This window comes from Vibrio sp. J383 (assembly GCF_023503985.1).
In the GTDB taxonomy this organism is placed as follows: Bacteria; Pseudomonadota; Gammaproteobacteria; order Enterobacterales; family Vibrionaceae; genus Vibrio; species Vibrio splendidus.
The window spans coordinates 3323381-3337262 of the sequence record NZ_CP097293.1 but is presented as its reverse complement, the minus strand read 5'-3'; the positions used below and the strand labels follow the sequence as shown (position 1 = coordinate 3337262).

Annotated in this window: 8 protein-coding genes, 10 tRNA genes and 1 pseudogene; 18 read left to right on the top strand and 1 reads right to left on the bottom strand. The window is 44.3% G+C overall.

Translation table 11 applies throughout. From position 1 onward, the window contains the following. Position 1: 1 nt before the first annotated feature. Positions 2-1879, bottom strand: coding sequence for a hypothetical protein (locus tag M4S28_RS14890; protein ID WP_249632029.1), 1878 nt, complete (start codon positions 1877-1879; stop codon positions 2-4). A 144-nt stretch (positions 1880-2023) separates the two neighbouring features. Between M4S28_RS14890 and M4S28_RS14885 the strand changes: the two are divergent. The 18 genes and pseudogenes from M4S28_RS14885 to M4S28_RS14800 all read left to right on the top strand — a co-directional run. Continuing rightward, positions 2024-2572 (top strand): annotated as a pseudogene (locus M4S28_RS14885) (recombinase RecA family protein); the annotation flags it as partial. A gap of 324 nt (positions 2573-2896) precedes the next feature. Then, positions 2897-5479 carry an alanine--tRNA ligase gene (gene alaS, locus M4S28_RS14880; protein WP_102463485.1) on the top strand — a complete coding sequence of 861 codons (2583 nt, stop codon included), beginning with the start codon at positions 2897-2899 and terminating at the stop codon, positions 5477-5479. A 220-nt stretch (positions 5480-5699) separates the two neighbouring features. Next, positions 5700-6881 carry an aspartate kinase gene (locus tag M4S28_RS14875; RefSeq protein WP_080583151.1) on the top strand — a complete coding sequence of 394 codons (1182 nt, stop codon included), beginning with the start codon at positions 5700-5702 and terminating at the stop codon, positions 6879-6881. Positions 6882-6973: 92 nt separating this feature from the next. After that, the gene (csrA, locus tag M4S28_RS14870) at positions 6974-7171 is read left to right on the top strand and encodes a carbon storage regulator CsrA (RefSeq protein ID WP_004415691.1); all 198 of its coding nucleotides are present in this window, start codon (positions 6974-6976) and stop codon (positions 7169-7171) included. 477 nt (positions 7172-7648) lie between these two features. Next, positions 7649-7741 (top strand) — tRNA-Ser (locus M4S28_RS14865). 46 nt (positions 7742-7787) lie between these two features. Beyond that, positions 7788-7864, top strand: a tRNA-Arg gene (locus M4S28_RS14860). Positions 7865-7912: 48 nt separating this feature from the next. Continuing rightward, positions 7913-8005: transfer RNA gene (locus M4S28_RS14855), tRNA-Ser, on the top strand. Between the two features lie 85 nt (positions 8006-8090). Continuing rightward, positions 8091-8167 (top strand) — tRNA-Arg (locus M4S28_RS14850). A gap of 84 nt (positions 8168-8251) precedes the next feature. After that, positions 8252-8328, top strand: a tRNA-Arg gene (locus M4S28_RS14845). Positions 8329-8429: 101 nt separating this feature from the next. After that, positions 8430-8506: transfer RNA gene (locus tag M4S28_RS14840), tRNA-Arg, on the top strand. A gap of 84 nt (positions 8507-8590) precedes the next feature. Continuing rightward, a tRNA-Arg gene (locus tag M4S28_RS14835) sits at positions 8591-8667 on the top strand. A 101-nt stretch (positions 8668-8768) separates the two neighbouring features. Continuing rightward, positions 8769-8845 (top strand) — tRNA-Arg (locus M4S28_RS14830). 84 nt (positions 8846-8929) lie between these two features. Beyond that, a tRNA-Arg gene (locus tag M4S28_RS14825) sits at positions 8930-9006 on the top strand. An 84-nt stretch (positions 9007-9090) separates the two neighbouring features. Beyond that, positions 9091-9167: transfer RNA gene (locus M4S28_RS14820), tRNA-Arg, on the top strand. A gap of 375 nt (positions 9168-9542) precedes the next feature. Next, positions 9543-9800, top strand: coding sequence for an oxaloacetate decarboxylase subunit gamma (locus M4S28_RS14815; RefSeq protein ID WP_010435831.1), 258 nt, complete (start codon positions 9543-9545; stop codon positions 9798-9800). 31 nt (positions 9801-9831) lie between these two features. Continuing rightward, positions 9832-11613 (top strand): sodium-extruding oxaloacetate decarboxylase subunit alpha, encoded by a 1782-nt coding sequence (gene oadA / locus M4S28_RS14810; protein WP_249632028.1) that lies wholly within the window; start codon positions 9832-9834, stop codon positions 11611-11613. Between the two features lie 9 nt (positions 11614-11622). Beyond that, positions 11623-12753: a sodium ion-translocating decarboxylase subunit beta gene (locus tag M4S28_RS14805; protein ID WP_004735495.1), complete on the top strand. Its 1131-nt coding sequence runs from the start codon at positions 11623-11625 to the stop codon at positions 12751-12753. A gap of 171 nt (positions 12754-12924) precedes the next feature. Then, complete coding sequence (locus M4S28_RS14800; protein ID WP_004735496.1) at positions 12925-13878, top strand: NADP-dependent oxidoreductase; 954 nt, start codon at positions 12925-12927, stop codon at positions 13876-13878. The last annotated feature ends 4 nt before the right edge of the window (positions 13879-13882 follow it).

Below are 13882 nucleotides of genomic sequence, written 5' to 3'. Positions count from 1 at the left end.
ACTATGAACCTCTCCCGCTAAGAATGATTTTCTGGAGCATCCTTCGCTGCTCACCTTTTCCGTATCCATTTATGTAAGAAACTAAGTTTTTAAACACAGTGCTCCTTAGGCTTGTTTCTTCATCTGGGCTATTACCGTCTTTAAGAGCCTTGTTCTCATTATTAAAAGCGGTGTAGAGGTTTAATAATGTTGCCTCATTCATTATAAGTGCGAATGCTTTCTCGTTATTCTTCTTCAGTTTTATCTCTTTGCTTTCTGCTAGCTTCCTCCAGTGAGGATTCATAGCGTCAAGCTGGGTGATATAGTCTTCGTAATAATCGTTAGCGCCACTTTGAGACTGTAGGCCTAGAACTTCAGCTTGGTAAGTTTGTTTGTCTGTTGCAGCAGCTAATAGTAGATGTTGGAATTTACTTATCTGGTGGCTAAATAGCACCCCCTGAAGCTCTTTAGGAATGTAGTTTTTTAAGGCTACAGATTCAGAGTTCCCAAGATAACTTGCGGCTGCAAGACTGTCACCACCACTATCGTACCATCTGAGTATGCCTTCACTTACACGTAATTGCTGGGCATTAGGTTCATGAAGAAGAAGATCATCAATGTCTTTTACTGTTACCTGTTCGCACCATTGAGGATCGTTTAATATTTTGTCACGAGCTACCTTTAACAAACTCTTAAAGCCATGTTTAAATGGGAAGTCAGACATTCGACATACTGTTCCTTCGACCTGCATAGTATCGTGAATGAAAAGGTAATCTTTATCTTCAGGGATGACGAATTTGCGGTAGTGTTCGGTTGAACGAAGAAGGTAGTCAAAAGCGTACTCGATGTTGATATATGAATCGTCAACTAACACCATTTGCTTGTTTCGTTTAGAGCCTGCTCGTAGTTTTTCATGAATGATATTGAAGCCATCATCAGTTTTTCTAAAAGAGTCTTTTAGGCCACCATTTGCATCAACTTTCATTGACCTGAGATTTGTAACATTGATGCCTGACTCGATTACAATAATGATTTGAGCCGCCACAGCCGATAAAGATGACAAGCCAAAATACTCTCGTAATTCAACAGTCCCACCAAAGGAATATAAGTAAAATCGACCATTGAAATCATCATTAAGAATGCCACTGTGTTTGTGGTGTAGATAAGAGATCATGTTCATCTTCGCCACTTCCCCAAGTCGCTTATCATTGAACAAACTATATTGGGCATTTTTTTGAGAAACGCCTAGGGTAAGGTTTTTGGGGTTGTCAAACATGGCTTTAGGAGTGAAGTTAATAGCAAATTCACGATAATCTAACCGAGCATTCGCTTCCTCTAGATAGCTTCGGGCTATATGCAGCAGAGTGTTTCTATGCCGACGAATATTTGAAACGAGGGACTCTAGGAATTCATCGGCAGGAACATTTAATCGAACGGCCAAAGGGATTTTATTATCTGTTGACTCATTCGGAAGTTGTAACCCTCCCAGCACCTTCCTCCCATCGTGCTCAGCATTTTTGTAAAGAGCATCGTTGTATTGCTTCATTACAGGAGCAAGGTGGCCATTAGGAAAAACCTTAGATGATTGTAGAGCCTCCAATGTATACCGTAATGCATTCAGGTCGGATTCGATGGTGGTCGGAGATAAGTGTTGATTTTCGGACATCATGAGATGCTGATAGCTATGGAAGAGAAGAGACAACTCTTCACAATGTTCTATCACGATATCTTGAGCGATTATGAAATCTAGAAAACTAGACAATGTCCTGACGGCTCGTCGTGGACTTTCAAGTGCGCCAAATCTAGTTTCAAGTCCAGTCTGAATATTAACTGCATAATTACGCAATAAGATCTGCTCTAACTTTTCTTCGCAACGATCATACCCTTGATGCTTTTGCATTATTTCTTACCCAGTCTTCCTGATTGATGGTGTCAACTAGAGTGTAAGATAGAATCAAATGGATTGGTATTAAATAAAGTGTTGTTCTATATGTTTTTATATCCTTCTTTATACTTTATATTGGAAGTGTTGGTTGTGTAAAACTTGCAAGCGCGTATGCTTTCTCAAGCAATGCGTAAGCTGACAGGTAACCTTAAACAGTCTAACTGTATGGCTATCTTCATTAACCAAATTCGTATGAAAATTGGTGTGATGTTTGGTAACCCAGAAACAACTACAGGTGGTAATGCACTTAAGTTCTACGCATCTGTTCGTCTTGATATTCGCCGTACTGGTGCAATCAAAGATGGTGATGAAGTTGTTGGTAACGAGACTCGTATCAAGGTTGTTAAGAACAAGATTGCTGCACCATTCAAACAAGCTGAAACTCAAATCCTTTACGGCAAAGGCTTCAACCGCGAAGGTGAGCTTATCGATTTAGGTGTTAAGAATAAGCTAGTAGAGAAAGCGGGCGCTTGGTACAGCTACAAAGGCGACAAGATCGGCCAAGGTAAATCGAACTCTTGTAAGCACCTACGTGAAAACCCAGAGATCGCTCTGGAACTTGACACTAAGCTTCGTGAATTGCTACTGACTCCTGCTGTTCTTGAAGAGAAAGGCGCAGAGAAAGAAGAAGAAAACGAAGAGCTATAAGCTAACGGTTTATAGAGCGGGTGTTTGAAAGGAACATCCGCTTTGAAAGAATAGGAAGCCTCGCATATTTTATGCGGGGCTTTTTTTTGTCAAAGTATCTGTCCCCATCCTTGCAGCGCCTTGCTAGATCTATTTGGTTGTTTGAGGTAGCTTGCCAATTTTTTGTTTGTTCCCTATCTGAGCTAGTGGAATATTCTTCATTTTATCGATTTCCAACTAAAATCCTGCCCAAGGGTGTCTTTTCTACAAGAAAACTAGTCGAAGCCTTAACCATGATCTACAATACGGCAAAATTCTAACTCGACTATTTTCAGGAAGAGCTGCATGTACATGAGCACTGATGAGGTTCGCAACGCGTTCCTTAAGTTCTTTGAGAGCAAAGAACACCAAATCGTAGACAGTTCATCGTTAGTTCCACATAACGATCCAACCCTGCTGTTCACTAACGCAGGTATGAACCAATTCAAAGATTGCTTCCTAGGCGCCGAAAAGCGTGCCTACACTCGAGCAACTACGGCTCAGCGTTGTGTACGTGCGGGTGGTAAACACAATGACCTTGAAAATGTAGGTTTCACGGCTCGTCACCACACATTCTTCGAAATGCTAGGTAACTTCAGCTTTGGCGATTACTTCAAAGAAGAAGCGATTGGGTTTGCTTGGGAATTCCTGACTGAAACACTAGGTCTGCCAAAAGATCGCCTGTTAGTAACGGTTTACGAGACAGATGACGAAGCATTCGAAATCTGGAACAAGAAAGTGGGCATTCCAGCTGACAAGATTGTTCGTATCGGCGACAAAGAAGGCGGCAAGAAGTTTGAATCTGATAACTTCTGGACGATGGGTGACACAGGTCCTTGTGGTCCATGTACTGAAATCTTCTACGATCACGGTGAGCACATTTGGGGCGGCCGTCCTGGTACACCTGAAGAAGATGGTGACCGTTTCATCGAGATCTGGAACAACGTATTCATGCAGTTCAACCGTCACGCTGACGGCACTATGGAACCGCTACCTAAGCCAGCTGTAGATACTGGTATGGGTATTGAGCGTATCTCTGCAATCATGCAGGGCGTTCACTCTAACTACGAAATTGATGTATTCCAAAAGCTAATCAAGGCGACAGCAGAAGTAGTAGGTCACGACGACCTATCTAACCAATCGCTGCGCGTTATTGCTGACCACATCCGTTCTTGTTCATTCCTAATCGCTGATGGCGTAATGCCTTCAAACGAAGGTCGTGGCTACGTTCTACGTCGTATTATTCGTCGTGCAGTTCGTCACGGTAACAAGATTGGTGCACAAGGCGTGTTCTTCCACAAACTTGTGGGTGTACTGGCTGAAGTGATGGGTTCTGCGGCTGAAGAGCTGAAGAAACAACAAGAGCTTGTTGAAAAAGTACTTCGCATCGAAGAAGAGAACTTTGGTCGCACGCTAGAGCGTGGCATGGTTATCCTTAACGACGCATTAGACGCACTTGAAGGCAAAGAGCTTGACGGTGAAACAGTCTTCAAACTTTACGATACATACGGCTTCCCAGCTGACCTTACTAACGATGTAGCTCGTGAACGCGACTTTACTATCGATGAAGAAGGCTTTGAGAAGGCGATGGAAGCACAGCGTAAGCGTGCACGTGAAGCAGGCCAATTCGGTACTGATTACAACGCGACGATCAAAGTAGACACGAACACTGAGTTCTGTGGTTACACAGCGACTGAAGGCGCTGGTGAAATCTCTGCGCTATTTGTTGACGGCGAAGAAGTATCTTCACTATCGGCTGGCGACAAAGCAATCATCATCCTTGAAGAGACACCATTCTACGCTGAGTCAGGCGGTCAATGTGGTGACGCTGGTACGCTAAAAACAGCATCTGGTCTATTCAAAGTACAAGACACTCAGAAGCTAGGTAACGCATTTGCTCACCACGGCGAGCTAGTTGAAGGTGTATTTGCTCAAGGCGATAAAGTAGAAGCAACGGTTGATGCTGAGCGTCGTGCTGCTATCTCACTAAACCACTCTGCAACTCACTTACTTCACTCTGCACTGCGCGAAGTTCTAGGTGAGCACGTTGCTCAAAAAGGTTCTTTAGTTAAGCCAGACAACCTACGTTTTGACTTTTCTAACCTTGAAGCGGTAACACCGGCACAGATTAAAGAAGTAGAGCGTTTGGTTAACGTACAAGTTCGTAAGAACCACGTGATTGAAACCAACATCATGGACATCGAGTCAGCGAAAGAAAAAGGTGCAATGGCACTGTTTGGCGAGAAGTACGATGATGAAGTTCGCGTTCTATCTATGGGCGATTTCTCGACTGAACTTTGTGGTGGTATCCACGCAAGCAACACGGGTGATATCGGCCTATTCAAGATCACTTCTGAAGGTGGTATTGCTGCGGGTATTCGTCGTATTGAAGCGGTAACGGGTGAAGCTGCTCTAGATGCAGTAGAAGCTCAGGCTAACGCTTACGAAGAGAAATTGGCTGAATCAGCTAAGAAAGCGAAATCGCTAGAGAAAGAAATCCAACTGCTTAAAGAAAAGATGGCTGCTGCAGAAAGCGCAAATATCATGGGCAAAGTAGAAGACATCTCTGGTACTAAAGTTTTGGTTGCTGCAATTGAAGGCGCAGACAACAAGAACCTACGTACTATGGTTGATAACGCTAAAAACCAAGTAGGTAGCGGCATCATCCTGATTGCGAATATCGCAGACGGTAAAGTTGGCTTGATTGCTGGCGTAACTAAAGACCTTATCGGCAAAGTAAAAGCGGGTGACCTCGTTAAGATGGTTGCTGAGCAAGTTGGCGGTAAAGGCGGCGGTCGTCCAGATATGGCTCAAGCGGGCGGTACAGACGTTGAAGCACTGCCAGAAGCGCTTAAATCTGTGCGTACTTGGCTAGAAGAGCGTCTTTAAGCTTAAGTAATTGATACAAAGATGCCCAATCAGTTGATTGGGCATCTTTTATTTTGCCTATTGGAAGTGTGTTTAAACAAGGTTTGATTGAGATTAACCAAGAAGTCTAATGGTGGCGTTAGACTCCTTGGTTAATTTTTTATTGCTTCGCCCTGACGCGGAGTATGTGTTTTTTTGTCATATATAGACATTGGTCTTGGGAAGGTGAGGACGGGTGAAAATGCCTCTTATCGTGCAGAAATTTGGTGGAACGTCGGTGGGTTCAATAGAGCGGATCCATCATGTAGCAGAAAAAATCATTGAAGCGAAAAATGAAGGGAACCAGATCTTGGTTGTCGTTTCTGCTATGTCAGGTGAAACAAATCGGTTAGTTAACTTAGCTTCACAAGTTGATAGTGTTCCAAACGCTAGAGAATTGGATGTGTTGTTAACGGCTGGAGAACAAGTTTCCATGGCTTTGTTGGCGATGACGTTGCACAAGTTGGGTTATGAAGCGACATCGATGACCGGCTATCAAGCCAAGATACACACCGATTCTAATCATAATAATGCGACGATTGAGCGTATTGATACCGCTCCTATTAGAGCGCTGTTAGATGATGACCAGATTGTCATTGTTGCAGGTTTTCAAGGTGTTAATGCGAAAGGTGACATCACAACCTTAGGGCGAGGTGGTTCAGATACCACGGCCGTTGCATTAGCGGGCGCGCTTCAAGCTAAAGAGTGTCAGATCTATACTGACGTTGATGGCGTATATTCCTGCGACCCTAGAGTGGTTAAGCAATCTAAAAAATTAGATACCTTAGACTTTCCCTCTATGGAAGAAATGGCTCGCAGAGGCGCTAAGGTTTTGCACCTTCCATGTGTTCAGCATGCGTGGCGACACAATGTACCACTGAGAGTACTTTCGAGTTTTGAAGAAGGCGAGGGCACTCTCATCGCGGGTAATGATTGTTTGAATGATATTGCTGGGATAGCCATTCAAAGAGATATGGTTCGCATCGAGTGTTTGAATCAAGATTTACCGTCTCTCATGTCGCATTGCCAGTTGTTAGGGATCGAAGTCTGTAGTGTGATCGAGGAAACAGAACGGGCAGCGCTCATTATCAAACCGGACATAAGTGCTAAATTAAAACTAGTTTTTGCTGAAAAAATCCGTAATAGTGAATATGTTAGTTTGTTAACTGTGGTAGGAAGCCGAACGCAAGAAATTGTGGTCAGTTCACATGGATTGTTGTCTGAAGGCGAAATTGATGTACAACATCACTTATTGCAGCAGCAGTCTTTAACTTTGGTGATATCACCAACGCAAGTCGATATAGCTGCTAACATATTACACAATGCATACATCGTAGCGCGTGAAACACAGGGTTATCTTAAAAAAGAAGTGCATTTTGGTTAAATAAACTCAATCGATAGTTTACGAAAATATAACTTTTGTTGGATAATGCTCTCGTAGCTAGATAAATTTAGAGATTACTCAAGGAGCAAAGAATGCTAATTTTGACTCGCCGTGTTGGCGAAACACTGATGATTGGTGATGAAGTAACAGTTACTGTACTAGGCGTTAAAGGTAACCAAGTACGTATTGGTGTTAACGCACCTAAAGAAGTATCTGTTCACCGTGAAGAGATCTACATGCGCATTCAAGCTGAAAAAGGTAATGGTAACGTTGCATCTGGCAACTACTAATACTTTTGCGTAGAAGAGGGGCTAGCATTGTTGCTAGCCTTTTTTGATCTTGGGGTGCACATAATCACAACTTAGCAATAGGTTGATTCACTAGCTGGTTTAGTTTTAGATGCTGGATGGAGTGCTTGATATAGAAAAGCCAAGCCACCAGAGTTAACTCTTATTGAAGCATCATGATATTTGTTTGCCATAGTTCAAGTTTTACTGACTTACCCTATGGCGAAATAGAGCATCCCGTAGTATGGTGCAATCAGCAGTTACACTTACTGCGAGATAAATTAGATAATTGTTTTCCGCTATTAATTATTGCCAATCTTTCACCTTAATTTTTAAGGGAAAAAGCGCTAATTGGATGTTATAAGTTCAATTTGCAAGCGCTTTGATTAAATTGCAAACGGTTGAATGTTTTTGTCCGGTTTTTTTCAATAAAGTGTTTGACATATTTTCGGTAAAACGTAATATGTGCCTCCGCAAGACGGTGAGGTGGCCGAGAGGCCGAAGGCGCTCCCCTGCTAAGGGAGTATGTGGTTTATAGCCGCATCGAGGGTTCGAATCCCTCCCTCACCGCCATTTCTTGCACGTTTGAATTTGCAAGCAAACACAGAAGTAACAATGTGCGCCCTTAGCTCAGCTGGATAGAGTACCTGGCTACGAACCAGGCGGTCGGAGGTTCGAATCCTCCAGGGCGCACCATTCTTTAGATTACTTTGTTAAGAAGTAATGGATAAGAATAATGAATTTGGTGAGGTGGCCGAGTGGCCGAAGGCGCTCCCCTGCTAAGGGAGTATGTGGTTTGTAGCCGCATCGAGGGTTCGAATCCCTCCCTCACCGCCATTCATTACAGGCCTATGGCCTTTTTTTTGTTTCGTAGAAACAAGAATGTGATATATTTCACAACTTCTTCACTTGAAGATACCGTGCGCCCTTAGCTCAGCTGGATAGAGTACCTGGCTACGAACCAGGCGGTCGGAGGTTCGAATCCTCCAGGGCGCACCACTATTTAGGGTTTTTATTAATCCTGATGTTGAATGTTTAGTTTTGCTTTATTGCCTTAGCTAAAAGTTCAGTGTCGAAACCGTTGCGCCCTTAGCTCAGCTGGATAGAGTACCTGGCTACGAACCAGGCGGTCGGAGGTTCGAATCCTCCAGGGCGCACCACTATTTAGGGTTTTCATTAATCCTGATGTTGAACGTTTAGTTTTGCTTTATTGTCTTAACTGCTTTATTGCCTTAACTAACAGCTTAATATCGAAACCGTTGCGCCCTTAGCTCAGCTGGATAGAGTACCTGGCTACGAACCAGGCGGTCGGAGGTTCGAATCCTCCAGGGCGCACCACTATTTAGGGTTTTCATTAATCCTGATGTTGAACGTTTAGTTTTGCTTTATTGCCTTAACTAACAATTTAATATCGAAACCGTTGCGCCCTTAGCTCAGCTGGATAGAGTACCTGGCTACGAACCAGGCGGTCGGAGGTTCGAATCCTCCAGGGCGCACCACTATTTAGGGTTTTCATTAATCCTGATGTTGAACGTTTAGTTTTGCTTTATTGCCTTAACTGCTTTATTGCTTTAACTAACAGCTTAATATCGAAACTGTTGCGCCCTTAGCTCAGCTGGATAGAGTACCTGGCTACGAACCAGGCGGTCGGAGGTTCGAATCCTCCAGGGCGCACCACTATTTAGGGTTTTCATTAATCCTGATGTTGAACGTTTAGTTTTGCTTTATTGCCTTAACTAACAGCTTAATATCGAAACCGTTGCGCCCTTAGCTCAGCTGGATAGAGTACCTGGCTACGAACCAGGCGGTCGGAGGTTCGAATCCTCCAGGGCGCACCACTATTTAGGGTTTTCATTAATCCTGATGTTGAACGTTTAGTTTTGCTTTATTGCCTTAACTAACAGCTTAATATCGAAACCGTTGCGCCCTTAGCTCAGCTGGATAGAGTACCTGGCTACGAACCAGGCGGTCGGAGGTTCGAATCCTCCAGGGCGCACCACCTTATTAAAAAAAGCCTCGTTTATACGAGGCTTTTTTTATGTCTGCTGCAAATTTGTTGCGATAATGTTAAATTTTGTCGTTGTTTAACTTATTGTATTTAAAGTAATTCTTGATTGCTTCTTTGTTATTCTACCTTTCTCATATCATTTCTAAGAAAAGCCCCGTTTAAGTCACAGTTTAAATATCTATAAATGACGTATTTGACAGATTTATGTGATCTGATAGGCGAATAATTAACCTTATGTGTGCGTTATCCGTAACAGAACCTTAAACAAAATTGACAAACTTTTACCAATCGAGATAATCCATGGGTCGGGATCACTATTCGCTGAAATCCTGCACGTATGTCAGGATGACGAAGAAAGGAAGCAACATGACTAATATTGGAAGCCTGCTAGGAGATGCGGCGACTCTAATGATAACGGGGATGTCCGTTGTCTTTATTTTCCTAACTATTCTAGTTTACCTCGTTCGGTTGATGTCAAAACTGGTACCAGAAGAAGTACCAGAGCCGATCGCAGCACCTAAAAAAATTAAAAAATCACAATCAAACCCTTCAGCTGTTAGTCCACAGGTAGTGGCAGCAATTTCGGCCGCGGTTCATCAATACCGTGCGTCTACTGCTAAGTAGCATTTAAAGGATTAAAAAGGAGTTTATGAGCATGTCTAAACCACTAGCTATCACAGATGTGGTACTTCGTGACGCGCACCAGTCACTATTTGCTACTCGTATGCGTATCGAAGATATGCTGCCAATTGCGGCAGAACTGGATAAAGTCGGTTACTGGTCTTTAGAGACTTGGGGCGGCGCAACGTTTGATTCGTGTATTCGTTTTCTAGGAGAAGATCCATGGGAGCGTTTGCGTGAGCTGAAAAAAGCGATGCCAAACACACCAATGCAGATGCTACTGCGTGGTCAAAATCTATTGGGTTACCGTCACTACGCGGATGATGTAGTAGAGAAATTTGTTGAACGTGCCCATAAGAACGGCATGGATGTATTCCGTATTTTTGATGCGATGAATGACGTACGTAACTTTGAAACAGCAGTGAAAGCAACGATTGACGTTGGTGGTCACGCTCAAGGTACGTTGTCTTACACAACCAGTCCGGTTCACAACTCAGATACTTGGGTTGATTTGGCTAAACGCCTAGAGGATCTAGGTTGTCACTCACTATGTATCAAAGATATGTCAGGTTTATTAAAGCCGTATGAAGCGGAAGAGCTGATTACACGTATCAAAGCATCGTGTGACGTTCCTCTAGCGTTGCATAGCCACGCGACAACCGGTCTATCTACAGCAACAGCGGTTAAAGCCGTTGAAGCGGGTATCGATATTCTAGACACCGCTATTTCTTCAATGAGCTGTACTTACGGTCACACGCCAACTGAAACGGTTGTTGCGATGTTAGAAGGTACAGAGCGTGATACCAATCTTAAGCTTGATCAGATCGAACCCATCGCGGCTTACTTCCGTGATGTACGTAAAAAGTACGCGAAATGGGAAGGTCAGCTAAAAGGTGTTGATTCACGTATCTTGATTGCTCAGGTTCCTGGCGGCATGTTAACCAACATGGAAGGCCAGCTTAAAGAACAGGGCGCAGCCGACCGTATGGACGAAGTGCTCGAAGAGATCCCTCGCGTACGTAAAGAGCTGGGTTACATTCCTTTGGTAACACCTACTTCTCAGATTGTTGGTACTCAAGCGGTTATCAACGTTCTAACGGGTGAGCGCTACAAGAGCATCACTAAAGAGACTGCGGGTCTACTGAAAGGTGAATATGGTCAAGCGCCTGCTGAGGTTGATGCTGAACTGCAAGCGAAAGTGTTAGATGGTGCAGAGCCAATCACGTGTCGTCCTGCTGATTTACTTAAGTCTGAAATGGATACGTTAACGACAGACCTTTTAGAAAAAGCGAAATCAGATGGCATTTCACTCGCTGAAGATACCGTTGATGATGTACTGACATACGCACTTTTCCCACAAGTCGGCCTTAAGTTCCTTAAGAACCGTCGTAACCCTGAAGCATTTGAACCTGCACCAACTGCAGAAACGGCAGCTCCTGTTGCGGCACCACAGCCTGTTTCAGGCAGCATTGAAAGCTACAGTGTGAAGGTTGATGGTCAAGTTTATGATGTTGAAGTTGGCCCTCAAGGTGAACTGACATCGGTATCTCCATCAGCAAAACCAGCACAAGCGTCTCAAGCTGCACCTGCCGCGGCTTCTGATGCAGAAGCGGTTCCAGCTCCATTAGCAGGTAACATCTTCAAAGTGATCGTTCAGCCTGGTGTTGAAGTGGCTGAAGGCGATGTGCTACTGATCTTGGAAGCGATGAAAATGGAAACGGAAGTTCGTGCTGCTCGTGGTGGTATCGTTCAGGAATTGAATGTTAAAGAAGGCGATGCAGTTACTGTAGGCGCTCCACTACTAAGCTTAGCGTAAGGGAGTACCATGGAAGGATTGATGACCTTATGGTCTGAAACAGGGATTGCTAACTTTGAGTTCGGCCAGATTTGTATGATGCTGGTCGGTTGCTTATTGTTGTTTTTGGCAATTCGTAAAGGATTTGAACCGTTACTTTTATTACCGATTGGTTTTGGTGCTGTACTAGCAAACATTCCAAATGCTGGGTTTACTGATCCAGGTGGTTTGCTTTATTACGTTTACTACATTGGTATTGAAACGGGTATTTTCCCGCTGCTGATCTTTATGGGTGTTGGTGCAATGACGGACTTCGGTGCGTTGATTGCTAACCCTAAAACGTTATGGCTAGGGGCTGCGGCTCAGTTTGGTATCTTCGCAACGCTATTTGGTGCGATCTTGCTGAACTATGTTCCAGGAATGGAATTCTCAATGGCAGATGCTTCGTCAATTGCGATCATTGGTGGTGCCGATGGCCCAACCGCGATCTTCTTGGCGAGTAAGTTATCTCCTGACCTACTAGGTGCTATTGCAGTTGCGGCTTATAGCTACATGGCTTTAGTTCCTATTATTCAGCCACCTATCATGAAAGCGCTAACGACGCCGGAAGAACGCAAGATTAAGATGGCGCAGTTACGTCACGTTGGTAAAGCCGAGAAGATCCTTTTCCCGCTTGCTGTATTACTGATGACGATTCTGTTCCTACCTTCAGCAACACCTCTAGTAGGTATGTTCTGCTTGGGTAACTTAATGCGTGAAGCGGGTGTGGTTGATCGCCTTTCAAAAACAGCTCAAAACGAACTGATTAACGTCGTAACTATTTTCCTAGGCCTAGGTGTTGGTTCTAAGCTTCAAGCGGACACGTTCTTGAACTTAGAGACGCTGGGTATTTTAGGTTTAGGTGCGGTGGCGTTCAGTATTGGTACGGCGGGTGGCGTGTTAATGGCGAAGTTGCTTAATCGCTTCTCTAAAGAAGACATCAACCCATTGATTGGCGCGGCTGGTGTATCAGCGGTTCCGATGGCGGCTCGTGTGGTAAACAAGGTTGGTCTTGAGGCAAACCCTCAAAACTTCTTGTTGATGCATGCGATGGGCCCGAACGTGGCAGGTGTACTTGGTAGTGCGGTTGCGGCGGGTATTCTATTAGCTCTAGTGGGCTAGTAGGTTCCTAGGTCACGTATCGTTACGTTAATTGGTCGTCAATTTACGAATGAGCGGTTAACTTAGCCTTATTAAATGGTTTATAGTCAAAGGGATGCTTTCGCATCCCTTTCTTTTTATCAATTAGGGTGCTTGCTCATTAGGGCTTTTATCAATCAAGGAAATGTGGAAATGGAAAATAAACAGATAGCGATTACTCAATTCGGCGGTGTCGAAAACCTCAGTATTCAAACCCGTGCTATTCCTGAGCCTAAGGCTGGAGAAGTCGTGGTTAAAGTTTCCTTTTCGGGCATTAATCCGATTGATGTTAAAACCCGTGCTGGTCTAGGTTGGGCTGCAGCACAGAACAAAGATAACCTGCCTTGGGTACCTGGTTATGACATTTCAGGGCAAATTGTCACCCTAGGGGAGCAGGCTGAGCGCTTTACGGTTGGCGACAACGTGGCAGGCTTTATTGGTTTCCCACTGCAAGGTGGCGGTTACAGCCAATATGTGTGTGTCCCAGAAGCGGCATTAAGCATGGTTCCTGATTCGGTGACTCTAGAAGCGGCCGCAGCATTACCATTAGCCAGTCAAACAGCAGCCCAAGCGCTCAACAAAGCTGAAGTGAAAGAGGGCGATCGCGTACTTATCTTAGCGGGTGCTGGCGGCGTTGGTCATCTAGCGGTTCAAATCGCCGTGGCAGCGAAAGCCGAGGTTTACACAACTTGTAGCGAAGCGAATCTTGATTACTTAGCAACGCTAGGCGCTCATGCGATTAACTATAAGTTTGCGCCAGCATCGGAAAGAGTCTCTGATGTTGATGTGCTGATTGACTTGGTTGGTGGCGATACCGCTCTCGATGCATTGAAGTGTCTAAAAGATGGCGCAAGAGTGGTGACAGTCCCAACTTTATCTGCAGAATTGATCTGCGAAAAAGCAACATTATTAGGCTTTACTGCATCAGGCATGCTGGTTGAACCAAACCCAGAGCAAATGGACACTATGCTGTACATGGTCAGTGTCGGATTGCTCAAAACAGAGATTCAAGGTATCTACCAGTTAGACGAAGCGCAGTCAGCTCATCTACAGGTTGAAACCGGACATACCAGAGGCAAGGTACTACTTAAAATGCAAGAAGGTTGATATG

Coding starts and splice junctions, on each gene's coding strand:
- csrA (WP_004415691.1), top strand. CDS start 6,974: ATGCTAATTTTGACTCGCCGTGTTGGCGAAACACTGATGATTGGTGAT.
- M4S28_RS14815 (WP_010435831.1), top strand. CDS start 9,543: ATGACTAATATTGGAAGCCTGCTAGGAGATGCGGCGACTCTAATGATA.
- M4S28_RS14805 (WP_004735495.1), top strand. CDS start 11,623: ATGGAAGGATTGATGACCTTATGGTCTGAAACAGGGATTGCTAACTTT.
- M4S28_RS14890 (WP_249632029.1), bottom strand. CDS start 1,879: ATGCAAAAGCATCAAGGGTATGATCGTTGCGAAGAAAAGTTAGAGCAG.
- M4S28_RS14875 (WP_080583151.1), top strand. CDS start 5,700: ATGCCTCTTATCGTGCAGAAATTTGGTGGAACGTCGGTGGGTTCAATA.
- M4S28_RS14800 (WP_004735496.1), top strand. CDS start 12,925: ATGGAAAATAAACAGATAGCGATTACTCAATTCGGCGGTGTCGAAAAC.
- oadA (WP_249632028.1), top strand. CDS start 9,832: ATGTCTAAACCACTAGCTATCACAGATGTGGTACTTCGTGACGCGCAC.
- alaS (WP_102463485.1), top strand. CDS start 2,897: ATGTACATGAGCACTGATGAGGTTCGCAACGCGTTCCTTAAGTTCTTT.